Genomic DNA, 24,919 nt, shown 5'->3' on the forward strand with positions numbered 1-24,919 from the left:
AGGGGTGAAATTCGGGCGTTTTGCACAAAAACTACTGCAAATTGACAAACAACCCGCCATCCACCAACAGCGAGGCGCCCGTCACGTACTTCGCCATATCGGAAGCCAGAAACACGATGGGGCCTGCGATGTCATCAGGCTCGCCAAGACGCCCCAGTGGCGTACGGGACTCCATGTAGGCCAGCTTTTCCTCGTCTGCGAGATCCTCTTTATTGATATCGGTCGCAATGGTGCCGGGCAGCACGGAGTTACAGCGAATGCCGTAAGGCCCTAGGGCAATGGCGCAGGACTGCATCAACGAATGCAGGCCGGCTTTGGTTGGCGTGTAGTGAGTCTGCATGGCGCCGCCCACCAGTGCGCTGATGGAGCTGACCGCGATGATCGCCCCGCCTTTGCCCTGTTTCTTCATCTGATTCGCAGCAGCCTGAACAGCGAAGTAAGCACCGTTGAGGTTGGTGTTCACGGTTTTGAGATAGACCTCACGCGGCATGTCGAGGAATGAATGGAAGGGGCAGATGCCGGCGTTGTTGACGAATACATCGACGCTGCCGAAAGCCTTGAGTGCGCCGGCCACCAGGCGATCTCCGGTATCGGGATCGGCGGCATCGCTGCCCACTTCAACGGCTTGCCCATCGAATGCTGCTATTTCTTCGATCAGACTGCGCGCTGCCTCAGTGCCCTGCGCGCTGCCGCTGTGCCCGATGACCACACGAGCGCCTTGCCTTGCGCACTCTTTCGCGGCGGCACGACCGATACCGCGGGAAGCGCCAGTGATGATGACCGTTTTGCCTGCCAGTAACATAGAAAACTCCTTGGATAGCGAAGACTGAGTCCGGTCAGGATTCAGCTCAGATAATTGCCATAACCAACCATACCAATGGCGCCCAGGATCACGGCGATACCCGAGACCAGCACACCTTTGTTCGATGCCGTGGTGCCCTGCCATTCCCGGAAATACAGCCCCCAGCAGTTGGATACGATGATGATGAAAGACATGTGCAAGACCCATGAACTGGCGTCGTTGTGCAGCCTGGTCTCACCCATGCCGTAAAAGAAGAACTGCAGGAACCACAGGGTTCCTGCGCACGCGACGAGCAAGTAGTTGCGCAGCAGAGGCGTCTGCGTGTTCACGTAGTCCCCGAAGCTGTTATTGCGTTTGTTGAGCCACAAGCACCAGATGGCGTTGGTGGTAAGCCCGCCCCACATGATCACCATGAACGTCACGTTGTTCTGGAACAAGGAGTTGGCACCGTGTTGCACCGCAGCTTCTGCCAATGGGCGGCCCGCGCTGATGCCGTAACTGAAGCAGGCGCTCAGCACGCCGGAGATCACCGCAACCAGTGCGCCTTTGCTCAGGGAGAATTCACTGATGCTGGCAAATTTGGTCTCGTCGCTGACCTCTCGCTCCTTCAGCACTCCCGCGCGACCACACAGCGCGATTCCCACCAGAGAGACGGCAACGCCCCAGAGCACCCAGTTACCGCTTGAGCTGGTCACCATTTCACTCAGCGTGCCGGCCTTGGCATCGGTGAACAGATCGCGATACAGCGCGGGCATCAGAGCCCCCAGAGCGGAGGTCAGGCCCATGACCAGGGACATGCCGAGTGACAGGCCCAGGTAACGCATGGTCAGGCCGAACGTCAGTCCACCGATCCCCCACAGCACGCCAAACACATAGGTCCAGAACAACGTGACGCTGTCCGCCTCGCGCAGAATGTCGACAAAGCCTGGTACGGTGAGTTGGGCGGCGATCAGCGGAACGATGAGCCAGGAGGCCAGCCCACCCGTGATCCAGTAGCTTTCCCACTTCCACCCTCGCACTTTCTTGTACGGAATGTAGAAGCTGCCGGAGGCTGATCCCCCAATGAAATGCAACAAAACGCCGAGCAGAATGATTTCCACGTTCACTATCCCTTTTTTTGTTATTGGCGTGACAAAGTATTCAGTCCCGATTCAGGCTGAACACGGGCAGCAGATCCACAGTGATGGGTGAGGCGTCAGGGTGACTGGGCATGATCGACTGCATGTGCTGCCACCAGCGCTGCATCACCGCAAGGCGGGGTAACTCATCGAGCAGATGCTCATCGTCATGGGTCAGCACGGCGAACAGCGCCAGCGAGTCGGGGTCAAGAAAGATTCGATAATCCCGCACGCCGGCAATGCGCAGAGCGTCGATCAACTCTGGCCAGATCTCGTCGTGGCGCTTGCGGTATTCCTCCGCCTGGCCGGGATTGAGGTTCATGCGAAAGGCGCGGACCGGCATTATCCCGCCCTCTTCAGATCAGGTAGCGAATAGGCCTGTGCGACATTGCGCAGGAAAAACTTTTCCTGAACCTCAACCGTCTTGTCGGCCATGTAACTCCTGACCAGATCAACCGTGCTCGCAAAGTCGGTGATCGAATCACTGTTGGGCCAGTCACTGCCAAAGAAACACCGATCCTCACCGAAGGCTTCCCAGAGATAGGCTAGGCGATCCCGGTACCAGGCAGGATCGTTCACAACGCCCTGCCCGGTCTGCTGAGGAATTTCCGCAAGCTTGGCAAACACGTTGGGCCGTTCGGCCAGCGCGAACACATCTCGCTGAAAATCCGCCATTTGCTGCTCAGGCACTGCGGCATTCGGGAGGTGGTCCACGACAATCCGCAGGTTGGGTACGGCGTCGCTCAGACGCAGCAAAGCCTTTATCAGGCGTGGATCGGGATTGGCGCTGTCCAGGCTTCGACCGCTGGCCGCCAGCCGCTTCATGGCGTCGATGAACCCCGGGCGGCTTTGATCCTCCAGCAAATCCCTGTCCCAGAGATTTCCGTATCGCAATCCCAGGAACAGCGGTTCTGATTCAAGAAGGCTGAGGTCATCGTCAAAATCTGCATCGAAGGGCGACAGGTTGCCGACAAAGCCCAGCATCTTTGGGCTATCGCGCAGGGTCTCAAGCAACCAGGTATTGTCCAGACGCCAAGGGCTGGCTTCGACCACTATCGCACCGATGATCTGCTGCTGGCTGGCAAGTGCCCAGTAGTTTTGCGGAAGGGAGACGCCATGAAGCGGGTGGCCGGGCTGAGGCCAGGGTATTCCTTCAGGTCGCAAGGCATCGAACAAATGGATATGGCTGTCGATGACAGGGCCCGTGTAACGCTCTGCAGTCATGCTGCGTCCGTCCAGATTTGTTGTTATTGGGTGCGACTGTAGGTGGCTATCCGATACGTGACTAATCGATTTTTGTTTAGGAGCGATACCTGTTTGGTATCGGTAGCACCGATTTGCTCAAGGCGCCTCAAAGGCACGCTTTCTCAACAGGTCAATGAAGTGCTGCAACTCGCGACTCACCGGCTCATCCTTGCGGCGCAACAAACCGAACGGTGCCATGTGTGCATCAAGGGTTACCGGCAAGGCCTTGACCAGTCCCATCTTCAAGTAATCACGCATCGCGGACTCGGAAAGCACCATCAGCGCGTCCGTGAGCTGCACCAATTGCTGCATCGAATACACCGAACTGCATTCGATGATGTCGGCCGGCATTGGCAATTCAAGCCGTTGCAATGCCTGCTCGATGGCGATCCGTGCGGGACTGGTTTCGGGTTGAAGGATCCATGGCCAATCCGTCACCAACTCTTTCCACTGCAGTTTGCGACGTTTGGCCAAAGGATGGCCGCTGTGAACGACGGCAATCAGTCGCTCGTTGCCCAAAGGCTCGAACTCGTAGTGTTCACGGTCATTGATCGGACTGCGCCGCGTGACTGCAATGTCCACGCGCCCTTGCTCAAGCAATTGCACGACCTGGTCGCTGGTGTCGCCCATGATTCGAATGCGCAGTTGAGGATGAAGCGCCTTGATTTCGGCCACCGCGTTCATCACCAGATCCGGAGCGGCGCCCATGATCGTGCCGATCGACAGGTAACCGTATCCGCCCAGCTTGCGCGCAGCCAAGTCCGCGGAGGCCCGATCCAGGCCACTGAGCGCCGCTTCTGCAAAGCGCAACAGTTCGCGCCCCAGCGCCGTAGGTCGCATTCCCCGAGGCAAGCGCTCGAAGAGCTCGCAATCAAACATGTCCTCGATTTCCTGCAGCATGCGTGTCGCCGCCGGCTGGGACATGTTCATGCTCAGTGAGGCCCGGTGCAGATTCAGACTCGACCCCAGCACGACCAGCATCTGCAGATGCTTGTAACGCAACCGGCTGAACAACTGCTGAGGTGACCGCTCGACGCTCATACCCTCGCTCCTATCGATAACTTCAAGGTATCAACTATAAGCTTAATTCGATTGGTCACGCATCACTGACGCGCAGTAGAGTCAGCCCTACGCAGTCAAATAATTCCAAGAAAAGGAAACTGACGTGAGCTCTCTCCCCACATCCCTGCTGGCCAAGGTTTCATGGCGGCTGCTGCCGTTCCTCTTACTGATGTACATCATGGCGTTTCTGGACCGGGCCAACGTGGGCTTTGCCAAGCAAGCATTCCAGGCCGACACCGGCATCGGCGACGCTGCGTTTGCCTTCGGTGCGGGCGTCTTCTTTGCCGGCTATGCGTTACTCGAAGTCCCCAGCAACCTGATCATGCACAGGGTCGGCGCCCGGTTGTGGATGTGTCGGATCATGGTGACATGGGGCCTGATATCGGCGGCCATGGTGTTCGCACACACCGAAACCAGCTTCTACGTACTGCGCTTCCTGCTGGGGGTCGCGGAAGCCGGCTTCTTTCCAGGCGTCATCCTGTATCTGACCTACTGGTTCCCCAGTGCTGCTCGCGGCAAGGCCATGGGCTTCTTCTACTTCGGCGCTCCGCTGGCCTTCATCTTCGGCAGTCCCCTCTCCGGTTTGCTGCTTGAGCTCGATGGTGTGCTGGGGACTCACGGCTGGCAGTGGCTGTTCGCTGTGGAAGGCCTGATGGCAACTGCGGTGGGCGTCTGGGCGTACTTCTATCTGGACAATCGGCCGAGCGACGCGAAGTGGTTGACCCCTCAGGAGCGCAGCCAACTTCAGGCCGTGCTGGATGCCGAGGACAGCCACAAACAAGCCCACGGCAGCCTGCTCAAAGTGCTCATGCAGCCGGCGGTGCTCTACCTGTGCCTGATCTATCTGCTGATACAGGCAAGCGTCTATGGCGTGGTGTTCTACCTGCCAAGCCAGGTGGCAGGTCTTCTGGGTACCAAGGTCGGGCTGATGGTGGGCCTTGTCAGCGCCCTGCCCTGGCTGTGCGCACTGCTGGCTGCCTGGAAGGTGCCGGCCATCGCCGACCGTACCGGCCAGCGCCGCACTGTGGCCGCGCTGACACTGGTGGTTTCCGGGCTGGGGATCGCCGCCTCCGTCAGCTTTGCAAGCCCGCTGATTGGCATTCTCGCGCTGTGCTTCGCCGCGTCCGGTTTCATTGCAGTCCAGCCTGTCTTCTGGACGTTCCCGGGGAGTTTCCTCGCAGGATCCGCCGCTGCAGGCGCCATCGCCCTGATCAACTCCTTCGGGGCGCTGGGCGGCTTCATTGCGCCCATCCTCAAGAACTGGGCTGAAGGCGCGTTTCAGTCTCCCGCCGCGGGCCTCTATCTGCTCGCCATCACCACCTTGATTTCTGCAGCGCTGGTCATGGGCATTCGCCCTCCCCGCGTCGCCACGCCTCACAAGCAACCCACCTTCCAGATCTGATCTAAAGGAATCAACCATGACCACACCAACCATCAAACATGTTCGCGCCTTTGTCCTTCGTGGGGGTGGCGCTGACTATCACGATCAAGGCGACGGTCACTGGATCGACGATCACATCGCCACGCCGATGAGCAAGTACCCGGAGTATCGCCAGAGTCGTCGCAGTTTCGGCATCAACGTGCTCGGCACCCTGGTCGTCGAGGTCGAGGATTCGGAGGGCAACATCGGCTTTGCCGTGACCACCGGCGGGGAACCTGCGGCCTACATCGTCGAGAAGCACCTGGCCCGTTTCGTGGAGGGCGCCAAGGTCACGGATATCGAGCGCATCTGGGACCAGATGTACTTCGCCTCCCAGTACTACGGCCGCAAAGGCCTGGTCATCAACACCATCTCGGGTATCGACCTGGCGCTCTGGGATTTGCTCGGCAAAGTGCGCAAGGAGCCGGTACACCAGTTGCTCGGTGGTGCAGTGCGCGATGAACTGCAGTTTTATGCCACCGGCGCACGTCCGGATCTGGCGCAGAAGATGGGCTTCATCGGCGGGAAGCTGCCGCTGCACCATGGCCCAGCCGAGGGCGAAGAAGGCCTTCGCAAGAATCTTGAAGAGCTGGCCGTAATGCGCGAGCGGGTAGGCAAGGATTTCTGGCTGATGCTCGACTGCTGGATGAGCCTGGACCTCAACTACGCCACGCGGCTGGCCCACGGTGCTCAAGAGTTCGGCCTCAAATGGATCGAAGAAGCGCTGTCGCCGGACGACTACTGGGGTTACGCCGCGCTGAAGAAGGCCGTGCCCACTGGCATGCTCGTGACCACCGGTGAGCATGAGGCAACCCGCTGGGGCTTTCGCATGCTGCTGGAGATGGGCTGCTGCGACATCATCCAGCCCGATGTCGGCTGGTGCGGCGGCATCACCGAACTGATCAAGATCTCGGCGCTGGCCGACGCGCACAGCGCCATGGTCGTGCCGCACGGTTCATCGGTGTACAGCTACCATTTCGTCGCCACGCGCACCAATAGCCCCTTCGCCGAATTCCTGATGATGGCGCCTAAGGCAGATCAGGTAGTCCCCATGTTCCACCCGCAACTGCTGGGCGAGCCTGTGCCAGAGAACGGCCGCATGCGTCTGTCGAAGCTCGATCAGCCGGGCTTTGGCGTGACCTTGAATCCGGAATGCCAGCTGCACCGCCCTTACCAGCATTGACCGGATCAGCGCTCGCCGATCCATAGGTGTCGGCGGGCCGCCACCGCGACCTATCTCATTCCACAGGACGTTGCGCTATGAAACTGCCCCGCAATACTTTCAAGGCTGCGCTGGCCAAAAACGAGCCGCTGTACGGCATCTGGGCGGGATTCGCCACAGGCTACGCCGCAGAAATCACCGCAAGCTTCGGTTACGACTGGATGCTGATTGACGGTGAACACGCCCCTAATACCGTGCCATCGATCCTGGCCCAGTTGCAGGCGGTGGCCCCCTATTCCACCGCCCCCATCGTGCGCGCGGTCGGACACGACCCGGTACTGATCAAGCAGCTGCTGGATATCGGCACACAGAACCTGATGATTCCGATGGTCGAGACGCCTGAGCAGGCGCAAGCGCTGGTCAGGGCGACGCGTTATCCGCCCCATGGCATTCGCGGGGTCGGCGGTGGATTGACCCGCGCGACTCGCTGGGACGGTGTTCCCAACTACATCGACACTGCCCATGAAGAGCTCTGCCTGATCGTGCAGGTGGAGTCACGCACCGGCGTCGAAAACGTTGCGCAGATCGCAGCGGTTGAGGGTGTGGATGCGGTTTTCATCGGCCCGGCCGACCTGTCCACCGGTCTGGGTCACATCGGCAATCCGTCCCATCCTGAGGTGCAGGAAAAAATCAGGCAGGCGATCGACGCCACCCTCGCTGCCGGCAAGGTCAGCGGAATCCTGGCCCCGGCCGAAGAGGACGCTCGTCGTTATCAGAGTTGGGGTTGCCAGTTCATCGCTGTCGCAATCGACATCAGCCTGATGCGCCAGGCCGCCCTGGCCAACCTTGCCCGGTACCGTGAAACCGAGCAGCGCAGCGAATCCAGAACCTATTGATCAGGAAGGAGCCAGACCATGTCCTCAGTACCCGTCTATCAGAACTACATCAACGGCCAGTTCGTATCGGCCTCGGAACATTTCGAAGTGCTGAACCCGGCGACCGGCGCCCTGTTGGCCAAGGTCCCTGCCTCCGATGCAGATCAGGTCGACCGTGCCCTGGCCGCTGCCCGGGCCGCGCAATCAGCTTGGGCCCGGCGCCCCGCAAATGACCGGGCAAGCTACCTGCGCAAGATCGCCAACAAGCTGCGGGAAAACGTTCCCCACCTGGCCCGCACCATCACCCTGGAGCAAGGCAAGACCTCGGGCCTTGCTGAAGTGGAGGTCAACTTCACCGCCGACTACCTCGACTACATGGCTGAGTGGGCACGACGGATCGAGGGCGAAATCATCACCAGTGACCGGCCAGGCGAGAACATCTTCATGTTTCGCAAGCCGCTGGGCGTCGTCGCAGGCATTCTGCCGTGGAACTTCCCGTTTTTCCTGATCGCTCGCAAGATGGCGCCGGCCTTGGTCACAGGCAATACCATCGTCATCAAACCCAGTGAAGAAACCCCCAACAACTGCTTCGAGTTCGCGCGGCTGGTTGCAGAAGTCGACCTTCCGCCTGGTGTGTTCAATGTGGTCAGCGGCGACGGACGAGTGGGTGCTGCACTCTCGGCGCACGAGCAGGTCAACCTGATCAGCTTCACCGGCAGCGTTGAGACCGGCGCCCGGATCATGAGCGCAGCGGCGCCCAACATCACCAAACTCAACCTCGAGCTGGGCGGCAAGGCGCCTGCCATCGTGTTGGCGGATGCTGACCTGGATCTGGCCGTCAAGGCGATCAGGGATTCGCGAATCATCAACACCGGCCAGGTCTGCAACTGCGCCGAGCGCGTCTACGTGGAGCGTCAGGTAGCCGATCAGTTCATCGAGAAGATCAGCGCTGCCATGGCCGCAACTCGTTATGGCGACCCGCTTGCCGATGCCTCGGTCGAGATGGGGCCGTTGATCAATCGCCAGGGCCTGGACAGCGTCGCCGCCAAGGTCAGGAAAGCCAGGGAGCAAGGCGCATCCCTCATCACCGGCGGCGACATCGCAGATCTCGGCCAGGGCTTTCATTACCAACCCACAGTCCTTGCAGGCTGCCGTGCGGACATGGAGATCATGCGCAAGGAAGTCTTCGGGCCAGTGCTGCCCATCCAGATCGTCGATGACCTCGACGAAGCCATTGCGCTGGCCAACGACTGCGAATACGGCCTGACGTCATCCCTGTACACCCGGGATTTGAGCAAGGCCATGCACGCGATTCGCGAGATCGATTTCGGCGAGACCTACATCAACCGGGAGAATTTCGAGGCCATGCAAGGCTTCCACGCAGGCGTTCGCAAATCAGGGATTGGCGGCGCTGACGGCAAGCACGGCTTGTACGAATACACCCATACTCATGTGGTGTATCTGCAGGCCTGATCACAAAAAGGGGAACGAGACTGATGGTCGCGCTCCCCTTTCGCGTTTACCCGATAACCGCCCGAAACCTCGGCTGTCAGCCGTTGAAAAACACAGCGACTTTGTTACCGGTCGGATCTCTGAGGTAGGCAACGTAGAAGAGTGAGTCGTAGAAGGCTACGGACGCATCGACATCGTTTGCACCGATCCACAGATAACTGAGCATGGTCGTCTCAGGTAGACAGTTTGCGATGGGCCAGGAGCGGTCGTTTAATCAATGTCGGCCTGCTTAATCAATAAGGCAAAGATCAGTAATTTCTTTCACTCCAGTTTGGAGTCAGTCGTAGCTGATCTTGCAATCCCTGCTCAAGAACATTAATCGGCCTCTTCAATGAATCCGGCGTGCCTGAATCTGATGATCCAAGCCATCCACAGACGTCATAGGTTTGCATGATTCTTTCGTCACCCGCTTCTGGCCGAGGCCAGATCTCGACGACAACTGTCTGCATACCAAAAAGTCGTCGCCAAAACCCGCTCTCCCTAATGACCGCACAGCAATTTTCTGCGTTAAAGTTTGAGGACCATGTGGAGTATCTTTCATCGTATAATTTTCTTCTGACTTTCAACGGGTCTCCCACATCAACGAAGTAGTCACGACGCTGAAGTGCAAGCATGTTAAAGGCGGCTTTCGTAAACTCCATGTCAGATAGGACACGCCCTTTATTTTCACAAAACCCGGGCGGTTCGAGATTAAACAGAAGCGTGTAAAAAACCGCGCCACTCAAGAGGCATAGGACTCCAAGGGTGACGCCTAGGCTACTCCTCACAATCGTCTCCCTTGTAAATTGCCTGCTTTCGCTGTCGCCGCCAGCTCATTGATTTCGTTCTCTGATAAACGCTTATCATAGCCGGAGTCACCGCCGTCCCAGCCAACCGAATGCCACGAAACCTGAAGAACTGACGGCCAGCAGTAGCCTCCGAGCACACATCACGAACTCTGCAGTATTTCTGATAGCATCCCTCCCCCCCGCTCAGTCAGCAACGCCGACATCAACACACGGAGAGTGACAATGAAACGCCTGAACGCCCTGCTCGCTGGAAGCTGCGCCGCGCTTATTGCAGCCTGTAGCAGTACAGGACCCTATCAAACACCTGAAGATCTGGCCCGTATGAAGCAGGACCTCAAGCTGGAGCATGCACCCACCGGCGTGCTTCCTCTGAAATGGTCCTATTTCGACTATGGCATTCAACAGGAAGGCGTGGACACGGTGGATGCTCTCGCGCTGGTTCAGCCTGGCTTGCTCACACTTGTGGGGTATGAAAAAGGCCATTATGTCCGTCAGGCTGAGTTCGCCAGTTCTTCAACCGACTGCATGTACATTTTCAAGGGTGATGTCAGCGCACAGCCAGTGTGGTTATTGAAAGCTGATCGCCCGGTATTCCTGACAACCGGCAACAACAGGGGACTCATTAACGTTCCCCTTCGCAAGCAATTGATTGATCAGATGACGTCCGCCGGCTTCCTTCCCCACCTCGATGCCCAGGGTATGCCCTATCAACCGACTGGCATTACCGAGCGCAAACTGGTTTTGATGACAGGCTATGGGCAGCGCGTGGAATCGATGGACCAGAATCAGGTTTACAACGTTTGCAAGAAACACAGTTAGCCGTTGAGCTTTACGCAGAACAGCGGCCAATGGTGTCGAACATCAACACCATCGGCCGTCTCCCCCCTGCGAATGTGGGGCGACCTCAAACCGAGGCAGCGATTTGAGCCGCGAGCTCGCGATAGGCGTGAAGTGGACGCCCGAGCATCTGGGTCAGACGTTCCACGTCACCCTTTTCCGGAATCATGCCGTCTGTGATGAAACGCTCGCTCATCATGCGCATGTCATAGGCCATCCAGTTGGGCATGAACTGACGCAAGCTTTGCTCAAACGCGGCAGTGTCTTCACCCGGATAGGTGATTGGACGGCCCAGTGCCTGAGTCCATAGAGCGGCAATGTCCGTGCCGGTCAGGGTGTCAGGGCCTACCAGATTGATCCGTTCCATTGGCAACGGTACAGACGACTGTTCACGACGCAGCAACTCGATGGCTGCAACCTCGCCAACGTCCCGGGTATCAATCATCGCCAGGCCTTTGCTGCCCACTGGCATCGGGTAGATGCCGTAGCGGGTGATTACATCCTTGATCGTGTGATCGTTATCCATGAAGTAAGCGGGACGCAGAATCGTGGCGTTGAGCCCCATGTGTTCAATCATCCGCTCGACCCCGTACTTGCCTGCGAAATGCGGCACGTTCACGAAGCGATCACTGTGAATCACCGACAGATAGACGATGCGCTCGATGCCGGCTTCCCGGGCGATGTTGAGGGCGATCACTGCCTGTGTGTACTCGTCTGCCACCACTGCGTTCAGCAGAAAGAGTGTCGAGACGCCAGCGAATGCTTTACGCAATGAGTCTACGTCGAGCAGGTCCCCCTGAACGATTTCGACACTCGCCGGGAAGTTGGCTTTGGATGGGTCACGGACGAGTGCGCGGACGTCGGCACCGCGCTTGACGAGCTGTTCAACTACCTGGCCGCCTACATTGCCAGTCGCGCCGGTAACAAGAATGGTCATGATGATTTCCTTCGTGATAGTCAGGTTGTTCAAGCAACACTGCGGTATTGCGTGTGCATGGCCTCACGATAAGGGGTTCCATATCCTGGATGAAGAGCCTAAAATCGATACACCTCGTACCATAAATGAGACGACATGGACCTCAATGCCCTCAGTGACTTCCAGTTGGTTGCGACCCACGCAGGCTTTGGCAAAGCCAGCCGCGCCAGCGGTCGATCCAAGGCGACACTGTCGCGCCGCATGGCTGATCTTGAAGATGCGCTGGGTGTCAGGCTTATCGAGCGAGGCAGCCACAGTCTCGAATTGACCGAAGCAGGGAAAGCCCTGATAGCCAGGATCGAAGGCCCGATGCGGGAAGTCAGCGAAGCAGTCGATGCGGCAAAAGAAGGCGTCGCAGCGCCACGGGGCCGACTGCGTATTGCTGCACCGTTGCTGTTCTCGCAGCTCGCGCTCGGAAGGCTTGCGGCCGCATTCCAGGCCATCTATCCCGACGTGGAAATCGAGGCTGTATCGGAAGATCGCTTCATCGATCTTGTCGACGAACAATTCGATGTTGCCATTCGAATCAATCCGAGCAGTGACAGCACCCTGGTGGGACGATGCTTCGCGAGGGACCGGATGGTTCTGGTGGCTGCGCCATCGGTGCCGATTCCGAGTGGGTGCGCCGATAAACCTGGCCGGGTGCCTGCCGTGGTGATGACGACCTATACGGACGGAACGCTATGGTCGGTCAATGATGGCCTGTTGAGCGTCGAGCCCAGGCCAGTGCTGCGACTGTCTTCGCTGCTGGCAATGCGCGACGCCGTGGTCGCTGGCGCAGGTGCAGCGATGTTGCCGCAATCGATCATTGGCGCTTCGCTGGCAAGAGGCGAGCTGGTGTCGTGGGGTGCTGCAAACAACGAGACTGAACTCTGGGTGCTGCATACGTCGCGGCGTCTGCAAAGCCCGAAGGTTCGGGCTTTTGTGGCGTTCATATCCAGCCAGTATCCAGATGGGTCGTTCTCGATCCCCTAGTCGCTCACGAACGGCCGTTCATCCCGGCGGGAAAAAATCATCGGCCGTCGTGTACACGAGGTGTCAACCAAAGAAGAACGCCTCAGGTGTTCTCATCAGCATTGATAAACTTCTTGCGATTGACCATCCAGGGCAACGCAGGCTGGCTGCGTATTTTCTTGTAGCGGTTTTTCGTGAACTGGTAGGTCACCAGGTCTTTGAAGTGACGGTTTCCTTTGACCACCTCGTAGGTGATAAGAAAATAGATCAAAGGGCTGTCTGCGTCGGTCCAGGTCTGCAATGTCTGCTCAAGGGCCTTGGCAACATCTTCGACACGGCTATAGCCGATGAAGGTCTGGAAGACTGCCTGCGCAGCCTTGCTGCGCAACTTCTCGATTTCATTGATATCCGTGTGAGCGCGTTTCCACTCCCACTCGACGTAGGTCAGAACGTCTTTATCAGAGTATTGCACCACTGCATCAGTACGCCCGCCAGATTCAAAAAGCGCCCGTGCGCCAAGCAGGCTGGAGCATTGCCGAACGACCAGACCCATGTGGATTGTCCAGTTGGCACGATTGGCCAAACCTGCGGATTCATCTACGGGAAAGTCTTTGTACCAGAGGTAGTTGAATAGCGTGACGAAGTCTCTTTCAATCCGTTTCATAAAAAATTCCGTACTGTCGCGTATGTCGAGTGATCTGACCTGACATGCACCGGAAAGCGCCGCTCTAGAGCCTTGCGCTACCGGTTGCATCCGTGACTGTATCGGCGAAATTCTTCAAACTTGAGATTCGTCTCTCCATCGTTTATGGGAAGTCTCCAGTACCTGAAGTTGCAACGAGAGAACACTCCAACAGGAGCTCGCCACATGAACTCGATAAGACTCGGCAATCGCCCGCCCTAACCCACCGGCCGCAGATTCGCCACTCCCAATCTTCGCATCAGATCCACCTTCTTGCGCCGATGACTCTGCATGCGCCCAAGCACGTTATCCAGGCAGCGAATGGCTTCCAGGATATGCGGGCCCTTGTTCAGCATCACACATTCGGCGCGAGCGCCTGTGGCGGCGTCGGTCATTTCGGCGCGGGTCGGGCTGCCGGTCTTGGCCAGCGTTTCCAGCACTTGCGTGGCCCAGATGACCGGCACATGGGCGGCCTCGCAGATGCACAGGAGTTCTTCCTGCAGCTCGGCCGTGCGTTCAAAGCCGGTTTCGATGGCCAGGTCGCCACGGGCGATCATCACGCCGAGCCTGGGCAGTTGCATGCCTGCGATCAGCAATTGGGCGAGGTTGTCGAAGGCCTGCCGGGTTTCGATCTTCAGCACGACCGCCATGTTCAATGCATCCAGGCGGATCAGATGGCCCGCCAGTGACTCGATGTCCGCGCCGCTGTTGACGAACGACATCTGCACCCCATCGGCGTTTTTACAGGCGAACTCCAGCGCCTGGATGTCGCTGGCAGAAAGCGCCTCCAGCTTGAGATCGCTGTCGGGCAGGTTGATGCCCTTGTCGCTCTTGAGCTTCGCACCGCCAGGGGCGTGATTGATCAGGACGTGAAGCGCGTCGGGTTCGACCGTCTGGATGGTCCCGCCGATCTTGCCGTCGTCGAACCAGATCGGCTCGCCGACTTTAACGTCAGCGAACACCGAGGGCAGCGTACAGCCGATGGTTGCCGGTGCCTTGACCTGGCCTGATTGATCGAGCATGGCACTGCGGCCGCTGCGCGCGTCCCGGGTCAGCAGCAGGATGTCCCCTTCTTTCAGCTTGATGCTTTGCGCGGGCTTGCGCGAGACGTCGAGCACTCGCGCCGACTTCTTGCGGCCGTTGCGCTTTTTCAGATTGAGGGTCACGCCGGGCACCAGGTAGGCAGTCTTGTCCAGCGCCGCCCAGCAACCGTTGTCGCTCACCTCGGTAATGCGCATGCGACGCCTGGACTCGCGGGCGTCGCTCAAGGCAATGACATCGCCGACAAGCAGACTGCAAAGCCATTTGCGCGGCACCTGGATGGCCTGTTGCTCTTGTGCGGGCATGTGCTCGCCATGGTGCAGCCACACCCGGGCGGGCGTGACCACGCGACCGAATACGTCACGGTTCGGCCGCAGGCGCAGTACCGCAGGCGCGGGATCGATCAGGCCGGTGCGCAGCTTGGGCCCGGCCAGGTCCATCAGCACCGCGCACGGTTTGCTCAACGCGCGCGATGCACGGTGCACGTGCTCGATCATCCGCGCCCAGTCTTGCGCGGTGTCGTGGGCACAGTTGATCCGCGCGCAGTCCATCCCGGCGTTCAACATATCCTTGACCTGCCCGTAGTCGGCGGCGGCCTCGCTGGGCAAGGTGACCATGATCCGGGTGCCACGCTCTGGAGGCTGCCCGCCGAACAACGCCTGGGTGTGGGCCTCCAGCGGTTCCTCAGCGTTGTCTTTGAGCTGTGGCGATGTGGCAGAGGGTGTTTGCGAGTCGGCGCTTAACCGCTGCAGCACCTCGATGACCCGGTCCAGTGCGGTCAGCGCATCGGCTTCGCAACGCCCCAGCGACGACAGCCCGAGCCTGGACAGGGTCTGCTGCAAGGGCCTGATGTCATGGCGACGCAGTGCCAGGTAGGCGAGCAGGTTTTGCGCGCTGGCCAGGTGCACGGGATGCAGGTGCATGTCCTCGACCCGCGCTTGGGCGGCAGTCATCTTGTTTCGCAGAAACAGGGTTTCACGCAGCGCGGCCTTGATGGCGTCGTCATCAAGGCTAGAGAATCCGGCGGACTGGATGGCGTTCATGGCTCGGCACTCAGAAAATGGAATGGAACAGCCAGAACAGCAGTGCCGAGAGCGCCATGGCGGCAGGCAGGGTGAACACCCACGCCAGAATCAGGTTGCGCACCGTGGCCATTTGCAGGCCGCTGCCGTTGGCGGCCATGGCGCCGGCGACGCCCGACGAGAGCACATGGGTGGTGGACACCGGCAAGCCGAACACGTCGGCTGCGCCAATGGTTGCCATGGTCACCAGTTCAGCGCTGGCGCCCTGGGCGTAGGTCAGGTGCGCCTTGCCGATCCGCTCGCCAACCGTGATGACGATGCGACGCCAACCCACCAGGGTGCCAAGCCCCAGCGCGATGGCCACGGCGATCTTCACCCAGAACGGAATGAAGCGCGTGGCCGCATCGATCTGGCGTTTGAATTCGGCCACGTTGGTGCGCGTGTCCGCGGAAAAGTCATCAAGGTGCTGGGTGCCCAGCAGCCGGATGCTCTCCGAAGTCAGGAACATGTCGTTGCGCACGTTGGTCATGGCCTGGGCGGGCACCTTGGCCAGCGTCCCGTAGTTCTTCACCTCGTCGGCGATGATCCCGGTCACGGCGGCCAGCGCAGGAATCGTGTCTTCGCTGGCTTTTCGGGTGCGCACGTATTCCATCAGCGCCGTGCGCGGATCCTCCACGCGGCGCCCTTTGGCTTCGTTGGTCAGCCCCTGATGGGTGACCTGCGCGACCGCCACAAACTGGGTGGTCTGGGTCACCGGCACTGCGCGGTCCAGCGCGTACGCCATCGGCAAGGTGCCCACCAGAATCAGCATGATCAGCCCCATGCCCTTCTGCCCATCGTTGGAGCCGTGGGCGAAGGAGACCCCGCTGCATGTCAGAATCAACAGCCCGCGAATCCAGGGCGGTGGCGGATTCTGGCCCTTGGGCTCCTGATACAGCTCTTTCTGTTTGACCAGCAGCCTGAGGAGCAGCAGCAATCCCGCCGCGCAGACCAAACCCACCAGTGGCGACAGCAACAGCGCGTAGGCCACCTTGGACACCTGCGACCAGTCGACGCTGTCCGATGCAGAGCGGCCCTGCATCCAGGCATTGGCCAGCCCGACGCCGAGGATCGAGCCGATCAGGGTATGCGATGAAGACGCCGGCAGCCCCAGCCACCAGGTGCCCAGGTTCCAGACGATGGCGGCGATCAGCAGCGCGAAGATCATCGCGAAACCGTTCGCCGAACCGACCTGGAGGATCATGTCCACAGGCAGCAGCGCAATGATGCTGAAGGCCACCGCGCCGCTTGAAGCCAGCACGCCGCTGAAGTTGCAGAAGCCCGACCACACCACCGCGATGTTCGCCGGCAGCGAGTGGGTGTAGATCACCGTCGCCACCGCGTTGGCCGTGTCGTGGAAACCGTTGACGAATTCGAAGCCCAACGCAATCACCAGCGCCAGGCACAGCAGGCCATAGGGCAGCCAGGTAGTGGCCACGGCTCCGGCGTCATCGACGTCCTGAACGATGCCCCATCCGCTGACGATCACACCGACGACCAGCAGGCCGAAGAACAGCGCCAGACTTCGCCGGCTCAGGGCATGATCGAGTTTGGGGCGTGAAAGATGGGCAGTGTCATGGGCGGCTGAATTGTTCATGTTGTTGTCTCAGCTCAAAGTGAGACTTCAACCTAGTCAGCGCAGATGACGCTTTTCTTACCAGTGGCGATATCAGGGACGATACGCCGAGACTTTAGACTAACGGGCCCAAACTCCACTCAAACGATTGGCTTGCTCTCTCCAGAGCGGACAGTGACTTCACGGACTGCTCTACTCAGCCAACAGCGCTTCGTCGACATCGATGGACGGCACTGAAACGGCACACCGCTGCGCTTTTAGCCAGCTGCGCATTCTCTCGGTGTCGAAGATCTGCCCCGGCTCCATCAAGCTGAGCACCAGTGCCAGGGACATGCGATAGCGGCCGCACTCCGCGCAGCGACGCTCTTCCCAACCCTCTGTGCTCTCGATGGTTTCAGCGTGGCCTGCGCAAATCAGACAACTCATGGCGCCCCCTTCTTGTTTGAGTCTGCGGGAGATGAAGTCATTGGAGGGTAACGCTCGTTCATGAGCATTCCAAGACGGGCGGCGGATCGATGATGAGCGGCAGGATGCGAGCGCCCGAGCGAATGCTTGATACGGAAGGGATAAGCCAAGGCCAGAAAGGTCTTCCCTGACCTGTGCGTTGTCGACGCGACTGACTCTTGAATCCCTGACGTCGAATTAACTGGCCTGCTCCGCGGCGAACGGCTTGACCGTCTCTCCCTTCTTCACTTCCAGAGGCGGTGAAACGCTTTTCATCGCCCGCACGGAGATAAGCGCTAAGACGCCCAACGCCATGAGGTAACCGCTGATGTACAGCGGGTTGCCGTTGCCGAACGCGAGCAGCGAGGTGGCCACCAGCGGGGCCAAGCCACCGCCGATTGCACCGGAGACCTGCACCCCGACCGAGATACCGGTGTAACGCACTTCGGGTTTGAACTGAGCAGCGAACAGCGCCCCCTCAGGGCCGTAGAGCAGCGAATAGACCAGACCGATCGCAATGATCATGGCAACCGTGATCCAGGCAGCGTCTTGAGTCTGCAGAAGCAGGAAAAACACCGGTGCGAAAATGATAAGTCCGACTGTTCCATAAGCGAACATTCTTCGCTGGCCCATCTTGTCGGCCAGCCACCCGCATATCGGCATGGTGAACATCGCAACTGCGGCGCCCCAGACGACAGCCGACAACACGGTCTGCTTGGGCACGAGCAATGTCTTGGTGGCGTAGGCCAGTGAGAAGGTTGCGACCGTGTAGAACCACGTCACTTCGGCAAGTCGAGCTCCCGCGACTGCCAGCAGTTCTACCCGATGATCACGAAACACTGCCTTCAAGGGCGGAATTGACTTCGGCTCATGTTTCACCGCCACGAAATCCGGGGATTCCGAGACCTTCTCGCGGATGTACCAGCCTACCAACAGCAGCGCTGCGCTCGCCAGGAAGGGAATTCTCCAGCCCCAACTGAGCATGTCCTCTTCCGGCATCTGCGCGACCGCGCCCATGGCCAGTGAAGACAGGATGAGACCTGGCGCTACCCCGGTTTGAGGAAGGCTGCCGAACAGTCCCTTCTTTCCCTCGGGAGCATGTTCGACCGCAAGGAGCACAGCACCTCCCCACTCTCCCCCTACCGCGATGCCTTGCAGCAATCGCATGACAACGAGCAGAACCGCCGCCCAGTAACCAATGCTGTCATAGGAAGGAATCAGGCCGATGACGATGGTGGGTATGCCCATCATGAACAGCGTGATCAGCAACATGGACTTGCGCCCCAGCCGATCACCGAAATGTCCGAACACGATGCCGCCAAACGGACGTGCGAAGAACCCGACCGCGTAGGTGGCGAATGCCGCGAGGGTTCCGGTTACCGGGTCGAAATCCGGAAAGAAGATCTTGTTGAAGATCAGCGCTGCCGCTGTCCCGTACAGGAAATAGTCATACCACTCGATGGTAGTGCCCATCAGACTGGCCAGCCCGGCCGTTATGGTCTGGGAACGTCCGGACCGCGTTGCACACTCTGCGTCTCTCATTGTTTTTGGCATTTTTCAGGCCCGCAGTTTCAGGTTTATTGTCTGACTCGTCTGCTTGCTACCCATGCCCGGGAGCGTGGGGCATCCGTAGGAGTTCGGTCAGGTGAAGGCCGGCATACCCGGCGCGCGGTGGGTCTGGCGGCACCAGTACTCGAATGTGGCGCGGACGATTGAAGGCTTGAGGAGGTAGTCGTGTGCCTCTTGAGCCAGCACTGGATCGACCGGGGTAAGGTCCCCATAGGCTTTGGCACGCAGCTGCATGCGCGCTGCGCGTTCCAGATACACAGAGAGGTAGGTGGCTTCTTCGATAGAGACGCCCGCGGTCAGGTAGCCGTGGTGAGCCAGGATGATCGATTTCATCCCGCCCAAGGCTTCGGATATCAGCGTGCCTTCGTGGTCGGCAATCGGCACACCGGGCCATTCCGAGAGAAAGGCGCAATCATTGAACAAGGGAGTCATGTCCATTTGCGAAATGACCAGTGGCTGACGTGCAGCGGCCAGGGCCGAGGCCCATGGCGAGTGGGTATGGATAATCGACATCACATCGGGGCGGTTTCGGTAGACCCACAGATGGAAGCGTGTGGCAGGGTTTGCCATCCCTTCGCCGGTGACCGTGTTGAGGTCCTGGTCGACCTCGATGAAGTCTTCGGCGGTGGCCTCCTCGAACCCAAGGCCAAAACGGAGGGTCCAGTAGGTATCTTCCCGCTCCGAACGGGCGGTGAGCTGCCCTGCAAGCCCGGCTTCCTGACCTGTCATGGCGAGGATGCGCGCCGCATAGGCCAGCCGCTCCTTCTGTGACATGTCCCTGGTCTTGAGCAAGCGGCCCATTTCTTCAGTGGCTCGCTGATCGAAGTATTCTTTGCTGCGAAGGCTCTGGTTCATGACTCATCTCCTGTTCTCGGGCTTCCACGGCCCAAGAATAGGGTTGGCACCAGTGCCGGTGCGATGCGGCCAGGGTTATAGCTGCTTTTCAGTACAGCCCGCGCGCAGTCTGAATCGCCATGTCGAGGAAAGCTCTCGTCATCGCCCGGGGAGCCGAGTCGGTCCTCTGGATGGCGACGACTTTCCTGGCCAATCGGGGGGAGTAATCAAGTGATCGCGCCAGACCGTATTGCGTGAGTACCCGGTCGGGAATCAGCGCCGGAAGGATGCAGGCACCTACACCTGCGGCAACCAGTTCGAGCATCGCATCCACTGTCTCGACTTCTGCGGTGACGGTGTATGAAAAGCCACTGACGTCGAGCATCCTGCGCAATGCGTAACCCGTGGAGAACACGACCAGTCGCAACGGGGTTTCAACCAGGTTGACCGGCGACTGCAGAAGCGAATCACCTTGCCTGGCGACAATCGCCATCCTTTCGTTGAAGAGATGGGTGGAAGCCAACTCTGCCGAGGCCACTTCACTGTCGTAGACCAGTCCAAGCTGGGCTGTACCGTTTTCCACCAGTTTGACTACATCGGTCGAGCTTCTCGCCATGAAAGAAACGTTCACGTCTTCGTGGGTATGCACAAAGCGCGAGACGGCCTCCCCCAGAAAGTAATACGTCAGGGTGTGCACCGTCGCCAGACGAAGATTGCCCTGGGTCACTCCGTAGGCGTCCCTCAATTGCGATACCACTGAATCAACCGACATGAAGGCGGGTCCTGCGACCGAGGCAAGTTGTGTTCCTGCATCAGTCAATACGAGACCTCGACCGGTACGCTTGAACAGCGGCTGGCCAATGTAGGCCTCCAGGCTCGCCAACTGACGGCTCAAGCTCGGCTGCGAAATATCGAGGAACTCCGAAGCCCTGGAAATGGATCCGTGCAGTGAAATGGATAGGAAATTGCGGATCTTTTTGTCCTGTTCTTCACTCACGCTACGCCTCCTTCGCGGTTCCTGGGAAAACGACGCCCTTGATCATGACACGCAGTGTCATTAATATCGACAAGTGTCTTTTCTGTCCAGAGAACACACGACCTCTTTTTACCCCTCACCTTCCACTCTCGGGAAACCTGACATGCGAGTCTGCCGAAGGCAAAACCAACAGCAAAGTCGCTCATTTTGGGCATGTACTGGAAGTGGGTCATTGGCACAGCGACATGCCCGGCCTTACCGCTCAAGCACGCATTCTTGCAGGGAGCGAAGGTTGTCCTCGCCAGATCGTCGAGTACAGCAAGCTGGTGTACGGCTTCCAATGCCACATGGAGTTCACCCGCGAAGTCGTGGAGCTTCTGATCGCCGCCTCTGAAACGGAGCTGGCCAATCTCACCCGGCACCGCTTCGTGCAACAGCCCGCTGCGCTTCGCGCCAACGACTGGGATGAGATGAACCAGAAGCTGTTTACCTTTCTGGACAAACTGATCGCCGAGTATCAGCTAGCCAGCCTCAGCTAACCGGCATTCACAGCCCGGCTCGCCAGGCGCCAATCTGCGCGTAGGTCGCAGTGGCCCCGCCGCAAACCACGATCAGCACGTTCTTGTACTCTTTGAGCAAGGTTGGGGTGTAACCCAGCGCCAGCGCCGCGCCACAGGCAGGCTCAACCAGAATGCGGTGGTCCGTCAGAAAGCGATCACAGGCCTCGAGAGCCTGTGCGTCGCTGATCACGACGCTTTCGACAGGGCGGGATTTGAAATATTCATAGGCTTGCCCGCAGACGCGCTTGGCCCCGAGGGAGGTGGCGACTGACGTGATGGCGTCGATTTCCACCGGCCGACCGGCAAGGGTAGCGGCGCGGAACGACGCTGCGCCTTGGGTTTCCACCGCGATGATGGGCACCTGGCCCCAGCCGTTGCGTTCCATGCCCTCGGCAACGCCGCACAGCAATCCGCCGCCGCCCACGGACAACACAACAGCATCCGGCTTGCAGGACGTGAGGGCCACTTCATCGATCATGCTGGCATGGCCGGCCCACAGCAGCGGGTCGTCGAAGGGGTGGATAAAGGCATCACCCGCTGCCAGCAGGGTGTGCGCCAGTTCATTGGCCTCCTGCCAGGAATCCCCGTGCACAATGACTTCTGCGCCTTCGAGCGCCAGAAGCTCTCTGGCCTTTTGCGATGTGGTGTTTGGCACCACCACGACAACCGATGCACCCAGCAGACGCCCGGCGTACGCAACTGCCAACCCGGCATTGCCACCTGACGATGAGATGAATCGTCTTGCACCCCGGCGATAATGGGCCTCGCACGCATGCCCTACCCCGCGCAGCTTGAATGAGCCGCAGGGCTGCAAGGCGTCGAGCTTCAACAGAATGTTGCGCTTGGCCAAGGCACTCATCGGGCGGGATTCAATCAGCGGGGTCGAAATATGCAGGGGCATGGCGGCAGGGTTCCGTGTTGAATGATGGCAAGCGTAGCCTTCAGGTGAAAGGTGCGGCGCAATCGAAGCGCCAGGTTCTTGAACGTACCGTCCTGTATTACGTAACGTACTTCGGTGTTGCGCTCCCATGCTTCGTATGGGCTAGCTCATGAATGCCTCAGGGGCCAACAAACCACACCGGTCACAGCCACGCCACTCAGGCATGCTGCAACCGAAGGTTATGTTGCGAAAGCAGGCGCATCACGTACCCGATCTTGAGCAGGGTTGGCCCAATAATGGTCATGGCGTGCATGCTGACCAGGACAATCAGGTTCGCATGCAGCTCGATCAGGTACGCCCCGACAATGCCGGTCAGGAGCATGATTAATCCGGTCCACAAAATACGGGTCGAAAGACGCAGCACATTCCTGGGGTCAACGAAGAAATCAAACATGGCGGTTACTCCCATCCTGTTTAGGCTCGTCGTGATGACGTTGCCTGTACTCTTCGAAGAGCAGAAGTCATGCCAGAATAAATTACCATGGCATTCAACAGGTTAGTATGCTTGAGTCGTAATGACTCCATCGCAGAAAGGTCAAAATGACCGCGCTTGGTCATTTGGACCATGACTTCACCTCGCGGCGCCGCCACGCCTGCCTGAATTCCCCCTTCAGCATCATGAACTGATCGCGTATCAGAACCCCGCCGCATGCCAGCCCAACCTTCGATCCGGAAAAGAATCGGCATGCTTGATATATCTGACATGTCAGATAACATCATGGTCAATTAATCACTGCAACCCCCTCATCCCGGGAGTTGCGTATTTCCAACGATATATCTGACTAGTCAGATAAAATGACCTGTTCTCCTGGAGGCCCCATGCCCTCTGCAACTGCGCCCTCCCCGTTACCCGCGCTGACCGGAATGAAGTTTTTCTTTGGTGCGCTGGCAGTTTCCCTTGCCACGTTCATGAATGTGCTCGATTCCTCGATCGCGAACGTCGCCATCCCCACCATCTCAGGCAATCTGGGGGTGTCGGTGGATGAAGGCACCTGGGTCATCACGCTGTTCGCAGCGGCAAACGCCATTTCAATCCCGCTCACCGGCTGGTTGTCGCAGCGCCTGGGCCAGGTGCGTCTTTTTGTGGCCGCCATCTTGCTGTTCTCCTTCGCGTCATGGATGTGCGGCATCGCCCCCACTCTTCCGGTACTGCTCGGCGCCAGAGTGCTTCAAGGCGTGGCTGCCGGACCTCTCGTACCCTTGTCCCAGGCACTGTTGCTGGGAACATTCGCCAAGCATAAAAGCTCCAGTGCCCTCTCGCTTTGGGCGATGACGGCCACCGTCGGCCCTATCGCCGGCCCGGCCCTCGGCGGCTGGATCACCGACAGCTACAGCTGGTCATGGATTTTCTACGTGAATATTCCGGTGGGGCTGTTTGCGGCGGGCGTCATCTGGGCGATCTACCGTGATCGGGACACCTCAGGGCGCAAACTGCCAATCGATCTGGTCGGCCTGATTTCGTTGATTGCATGGGTTGGATCGCTGCAGATCATGCTGGATAAAGGTAAAGATCTGGACTGGTTCAGCTCACCGTTAATCTGCGCACTCGGGATATTCGCCCTGGTCAGCTTCCTGTTTTTCTTGATTTGGGAGCTCACCGATGACCGGCCGATCATTGACCTACGCCTGTTTGCCAAACGTAATTTCCTGGGCGGAACCCTTGCGATATCGGTGGCCTACGCCATATTTTTTGGCAATCTGGTGCTGCTTCCCCAATGGATTCAAGGCTATTTGGGCTATCGTTCGGTGGACGCAGGCCTGGTCACCGCGCCCCTTGGGATATTCGCCGTCATACTGGCGCCGGTGATGGGCAAGATCATGCCGAAGACGGACGCAAGAATCTTGGCGACGCTTGCGTTCATAGGCTTCGCAGGGGTGTTCTTCATGCGCTCCCATTACACCACCGGCGTTGATGCCTTCACCCTGGTACTTCCGACTCTGCTGCAGGGAATCCCGACCGCGCTGTTTTTCGTACCGCTCACAGCCATCATTCTTTCGGGGCTGCCTGCGGAAAAAATCCCGGCAGCTGCAGGCTTGTCGAACTTCGTCCGTATTTTTGCCGGCGCGGTGGGTACATCACTGCTGACCACCGGCTGGAACAACCGGACCATCGAGCATCACGCGCGGCTCGCCGAGCAGATGTCTGTCTACAATCCGACGTTCACAGCGTTCATTTCTTCGGTGCAAACCCAGTTGAACGTGGGCGTCAACCAGGCGCTGGCCTTCGCCGAGACAAAGATGAATGCGCAGGCTGCCATGCTGGGCCTCAATGACATGTTCTGGTTGTCTGCGGTGGTGTTCGTGGCAATCGTTCCGCTCATCTGGATAACGCATCCTCAGAAACAGACTGCATCAGCGTCGAACGTTAGTGCACACTAGGCTTTGTACGAAAAGTGGCTGCGCTCGACCAGGCGTACAACGCCAAAGAGGAGTTTCTCTGGCCAACGGCGCACTGCCCGCTATTTGCACCACCTCTGGAGGGACC

Annotated in this window: 23 protein-coding genes and 1 pseudogene; 8 read left to right on the top strand and 16 right to left on the bottom strand. The window is 59.0% G+C overall.

Features of this window, described 5'->3' with window-relative positions; genetic code table 11:
* Positions 1–31 precede the first annotated feature (31 nt).
* The 5 genes from NPS29_RS02300 to NPS29_RS02320 all read right to left on the bottom strand — a co-directional run bounded on the left by NPS29_RS02300 (position 32) and on the right by NPS29_RS02320 (position 4,206).
* Positions 32–802, bottom strand: a complete 771-nt coding sequence (locus tag NPS29_RS02300) for an SDR family NAD(P)-dependent oxidoreductase (protein WP_274130461.1) — start codon at positions 800–802, stop codon at positions 32–34.
* A gap of 41 nt (positions 803–843) precedes the next feature.
* Positions 844–1,902, bottom strand: coding sequence for an L-rhamnose/proton symporter RhaT (gene rhaT, locus NPS29_RS02305; protein WP_274130462.1), 1,059 nt, complete (start codon positions 1,900–1,902; stop codon positions 844–846).
* 40 nt (positions 1,903–1,942) lie between these two features.
* The gene (rhaM, locus tag NPS29_RS02310; protein WP_274130463.1) at positions 1,943–2,263 is read right to left on the bottom strand and encodes an L-rhamnose mutarotase; all 321 of its coding nucleotides are present in this window, start codon (positions 2,261–2,263) and stop codon (positions 1,943–1,945) included.
* Complete coding sequence (locus tag NPS29_RS02315) at positions 2,263–3,144, bottom strand: amidohydrolase family protein (protein WP_274130464.1); 882 nt, start codon at positions 3,142–3,144, stop codon at positions 2,263–2,265. The genes rhaM and NPS29_RS02315 overlap by 1 nt, the downstream gene beginning before the upstream one ends.
* A gap of 117 nt (positions 3,145–3,261) precedes the next feature.
* A complete protein-coding gene (locus NPS29_RS02320; RefSeq protein ID WP_274130465.1) occupies positions 3,262–4,206 on the bottom strand; it encodes a LysR family transcriptional regulator in 945 nt (314 codons plus the stop codon).
* A gap of 124 nt (positions 4,207–4,330) precedes the next feature.
* Between NPS29_RS02320 and NPS29_RS02325 the strand changes: the two genes are divergently transcribed.
* From NPS29_RS02325 to NPS29_RS02345, 5 genes are all read left to right on the top strand, one after another.
* Positions 4,331–5,629 carry an MFS transporter gene (locus NPS29_RS02325; RefSeq protein ID WP_274130466.1) on the top strand — a complete coding sequence of 433 codons (1,299 nt, stop codon included), beginning with the start codon at positions 4,331–4,333 and terminating at the stop codon, positions 5,627–5,629.
* A gap of 16 nt (positions 5,630–5,645) precedes the next feature.
* Positions 5,646–6,830: an L-rhamnonate dehydratase gene (gene rhmD / locus NPS29_RS02330; protein WP_274130467.1), complete on the top strand. Its 1,185-nt coding sequence runs from the start codon at positions 5,646–5,648 to the stop codon at positions 6,828–6,830.
* 77 nt (positions 6,831–6,907) lie between these two features.
* The gene (locus NPS29_RS02335) at positions 6,908–7,705 is read left to right on the top strand and encodes an HpcH/HpaI aldolase family protein (RefSeq protein ID WP_274130468.1); all 798 of its coding nucleotides are present in this window, start codon (positions 6,908–6,910) and stop codon (positions 7,703–7,705) included.
* 18 nt (positions 7,706–7,723) lie between these two features.
* A complete protein-coding gene (gene aldA / locus NPS29_RS02340; RefSeq protein WP_274130469.1) occupies positions 7,724–9,157 on the top strand; it encodes an aldehyde dehydrogenase in 1,434 nt (477 codons plus the stop codon).
* Positions 9,158–10,206: 1,049 nt separating this feature from the next.
* Positions 10,207–10,803, top strand: coding sequence for a hypothetical protein (locus tag NPS29_RS02345; protein WP_274130470.1), 597 nt, complete (start codon positions 10,207–10,209; stop codon positions 10,801–10,803).
* Positions 10,804–10,888: 85 nt separating this feature from the next.
* Here NPS29_RS02345 and NPS29_RS02350 read toward each other — a convergent pair whose 3' ends face one another.
* Positions 10,889–11,758 carry an SDR family oxidoreductase gene (locus tag NPS29_RS02350; RefSeq protein ID WP_274130471.1) on the bottom strand — a complete coding sequence of 290 codons (870 nt, stop codon included), beginning with the start codon at positions 11,756–11,758 and terminating at the stop codon, positions 10,889–10,891.
* Between the two features lie 135 nt (positions 11,759–11,893).
* Here NPS29_RS02350 and NPS29_RS02355 point away from each other — a divergent pair, with 135 nt between their 5' ends.
* Positions 11,894–12,772, top strand: a complete 879-nt coding sequence (locus tag NPS29_RS02355; RefSeq protein ID WP_274130472.1) for a LysR family transcriptional regulator — start codon at positions 11,894–11,896, stop codon at positions 12,770–12,772.
* Between the two features lie 82 nt (positions 12,773–12,854).
* Here NPS29_RS02355 and NPS29_RS02360 read toward each other — a convergent pair whose 3' ends face one another.
* The 7 genes from NPS29_RS02360 to NPS29_RS02390 form a co-directional block, all read right to left on the bottom strand.
* Positions 12,855–13,415: a hypothetical protein gene (locus NPS29_RS02360; protein WP_274130473.1), complete on the bottom strand. Its 561-nt coding sequence runs from the start codon at positions 13,413–13,415 to the stop codon at positions 12,855–12,857.
* A gap of 236 nt (positions 13,416–13,651) precedes the next feature.
* On the bottom strand, positions 13,652–15,517 hold the full coding sequence (locus NPS29_RS02365) for a pyruvate kinase (RefSeq protein WP_274130474.1): 1,866 nt from the start codon (positions 15,515–15,517) through the stop codon (positions 13,652–13,654).
* Between the two features lie 10 nt (positions 15,518–15,527).
* Positions 15,528–17,132 (bottom strand): inorganic phosphate transporter, encoded by a 1,605-nt coding sequence (locus NPS29_RS02370; RefSeq protein WP_274130475.1) that lies wholly within the window; start codon positions 17,130–17,132, stop codon positions 15,528–15,530.
* Positions 17,133–17,303: 171 nt separating this feature from the next.
* Positions 17,304–17,537 (bottom strand): hypothetical protein, encoded by a 234-nt coding sequence (locus NPS29_RS02375; protein WP_274130476.1) that lies wholly within the window; start codon positions 17,535–17,537, stop codon positions 17,304–17,306.
* Between the two features lie 216 nt (positions 17,538–17,753).
* The gene (locus tag NPS29_RS02380; protein WP_274130477.1) at positions 17,754–19,028 is read right to left on the bottom strand and encodes an MFS transporter; all 1,275 of its coding nucleotides are present in this window, start codon (positions 19,026–19,028) and stop codon (positions 17,754–17,756) included.
* Positions 19,029–19,196: 168 nt separating this feature from the next.
* Positions 19,197–19,979, bottom strand: a complete 783-nt coding sequence (locus NPS29_RS02385; protein WP_274130478.1) for an aldolase — start codon at positions 19,977–19,979, stop codon at positions 19,197–19,199.
* A gap of 88 nt (positions 19,980–20,067) precedes the next feature.
* On the bottom strand, positions 20,068–20,955 hold the full coding sequence (locus tag NPS29_RS02390; RefSeq protein ID WP_274130479.1) for a LysR family transcriptional regulator: 888 nt from the start codon (positions 20,953–20,955) through the stop codon (positions 20,068–20,070).
* A gap of 44 nt (positions 20,956–20,999) precedes the next feature.
* Here NPS29_RS02390 and NPS29_RS02395 point away from each other — a divergent pair, with 44 nt between their 5' ends.
* The gene (locus tag NPS29_RS02395; RefSeq protein ID WP_274130480.1) at positions 21,000–21,473 is read left to right on the top strand and encodes a hypothetical protein; all 474 of its coding nucleotides are present in this window, start codon (positions 21,000–21,002) and stop codon (positions 21,471–21,473) included.
* A gap of 7 nt (positions 21,474–21,480) precedes the next feature.
* Here the strand turns inward: NPS29_RS02395 and NPS29_RS02400 are convergent, their stop codons facing one another.
* From NPS29_RS02400 to NPS29_RS02410, 3 genes and pseudogenes are all read right to left on the bottom strand, one after another.
* Positions 21,481–22,395 carry a pyridoxal-phosphate dependent enzyme gene (locus tag NPS29_RS02400; protein ID WP_274130481.1) on the bottom strand — a complete coding sequence of 305 codons (915 nt, stop codon included), beginning with the start codon at positions 22,393–22,395 and terminating at the stop codon, positions 21,481–21,483.
* A pseudogene (locus NPS29_RS02405) lies at positions 22,368–22,517 on the bottom strand (hypothetical protein); the annotation flags it as partial. The pseudogene NPS29_RS02405 and the gene NPS29_RS02400, both read right to left, overlap by 28 nt.
* Positions 22,518–22,591: 74 nt before the next feature.
* The gene (locus tag NPS29_RS02410; protein WP_274130482.1) at positions 22,592–22,828 is read right to left on the bottom strand and encodes a transmembrane sensor/regulator PpyR; all 237 of its coding nucleotides are present in this window, start codon (positions 22,826–22,828) and stop codon (positions 22,592–22,594) included.
* Between the two features lie 425 nt (positions 22,829–23,253).
* Here NPS29_RS02410 and NPS29_RS02415 point away from each other — a divergent pair, with 425 nt between their 5' ends.
* Positions 23,254–24,813 (top strand): DHA2 family efflux MFS transporter permease subunit, encoded by a 1,560-nt coding sequence (locus tag NPS29_RS02415; protein WP_274130483.1) that lies wholly within the window; start codon positions 23,254–23,256, stop codon positions 24,811–24,813.
* Positions 24,814–24,919: the final 106 nt, after the last annotated feature.

This window comes from Pseudomonas putida (genome assembly GCF_028682175.1).
In the GTDB taxonomy this organism is placed as follows: Bacteria; Pseudomonadota; Gammaproteobacteria; order Pseudomonadales; family Pseudomonadaceae; genus Aquipseudomonas; species Aquipseudomonas putida_AD.

Excerpts from the sequence above, each read along its gene's own strand:
- NPS29_RS02300 (WP_274130461.1), bottom strand. The coding sequence starts at position 802 with ATGTTACTGGCAGGCAAAACGGTCATCATCACTGGCGCTTCCCGCGGT.
- rhaM (WP_274130463.1), bottom strand. The coding sequence starts at position 2,263 with ATGCCGGTCCGCGCCTTTCGCATGAACCTCAATCCCGGCCAGGCGGAG.
- NPS29_RS02315 (WP_274130464.1), bottom strand. The coding sequence starts at position 3,144 with ATGACTGCAGAGCGTTACACGGGCCCTGTCATCGACAGCCATATCCAT.
- NPS29_RS02320 (WP_274130465.1), bottom strand. The coding sequence starts at position 4,206 with ATGAGCGTCGAGCGGTCACCTCAGCAGTTGTTCAGCCGGTTGCGTTAC.
- rhmD (WP_274130467.1), top strand. The coding sequence starts at position 5,646 with ATGACCACACCAACCATCAAACATGTTCGCGCCTTTGTCCTTCGTGGG.
- NPS29_RS02335 (WP_274130468.1), top strand. The coding sequence starts at position 6,908 with ATGAAACTGCCCCGCAATACTTTCAAGGCTGCGCTGGCCAAAAACGAG.
- aldA (WP_274130469.1), top strand. The coding sequence starts at position 7,724 with ATGTCCTCAGTACCCGTCTATCAGAACTACATCAACGGCCAGTTCGTA.
- NPS29_RS02345 (WP_274130470.1), top strand. The coding sequence starts at position 10,207 with ATGAAACGCCTGAACGCCCTGCTCGCTGGAAGCTGCGCCGCGCTTATT.
- NPS29_RS02350 (WP_274130471.1), bottom strand. The coding sequence starts at position 11,758 with ATGACCATTCTTGTTACCGGCGCGACTGGCAATGTAGGCGGCCAGGTA.
- NPS29_RS02355 (WP_274130472.1), top strand. The coding sequence starts at position 11,894 with ATGGACCTCAATGCCCTCAGTGACTTCCAGTTGGTTGCGACCCACGCA.
- NPS29_RS02360 (WP_274130473.1), bottom strand. The coding sequence starts at position 13,415 with ATGAAACGGATTGAAAGAGACTTCGTCACGCTATTCAACTACCTCTGG.
- NPS29_RS02365 (WP_274130474.1), bottom strand. The coding sequence starts at position 15,517 with ATGAACGCCATCCAGTCCGCCGGATTCTCTAGCCTTGATGACGACGCC.
- NPS29_RS02370 (WP_274130475.1), bottom strand. The coding sequence starts at position 17,132 with ATGAACAATTCAGCCGCCCATGACACTGCCCATCTTTCACGCCCCAAA.
- NPS29_RS02375 (WP_274130476.1), bottom strand. The coding sequence starts at position 17,537 with ATGAGTTGTCTGATTTGCGCAGGCCACGCTGAAACCATCGAGAGCACA.
- NPS29_RS02380 (WP_274130477.1), bottom strand. The coding sequence starts at position 19,028 with ATGGGCACTACCATCGAGTGGTATGACTATTTCCTGTACGGGACAGCG.
- NPS29_RS02385 (WP_274130478.1), bottom strand. The coding sequence starts at position 19,979 with ATGAACCAGAGCCTTCGCAGCAAAGAATACTTCGATCAGCGAGCCACT.
- NPS29_RS02395 (WP_274130480.1), top strand. The coding sequence starts at position 21,000 with ATGACACGCAGTGTCATTAATATCGACAAGTGTCTTTTCTGTCCAGAG.
- NPS29_RS02400 (WP_274130481.1), bottom strand. The coding sequence starts at position 22,395 with ATGCCCCTGCATATTTCGACCCCGCTGATTGAATCCCGCCCGATGAGT.
- NPS29_RS02410 (WP_274130482.1), bottom strand. The coding sequence starts at position 22,828 with ATGTTTGATTTCTTCGTTGACCCCAGGAATGTGCTGCGTCTTTCGACC.
- NPS29_RS02415 (WP_274130483.1), top strand. The coding sequence starts at position 23,254 with ATGCCCTCTGCAACTGCGCCCTCCCCGTTACCCGCGCTGACCGGAATG.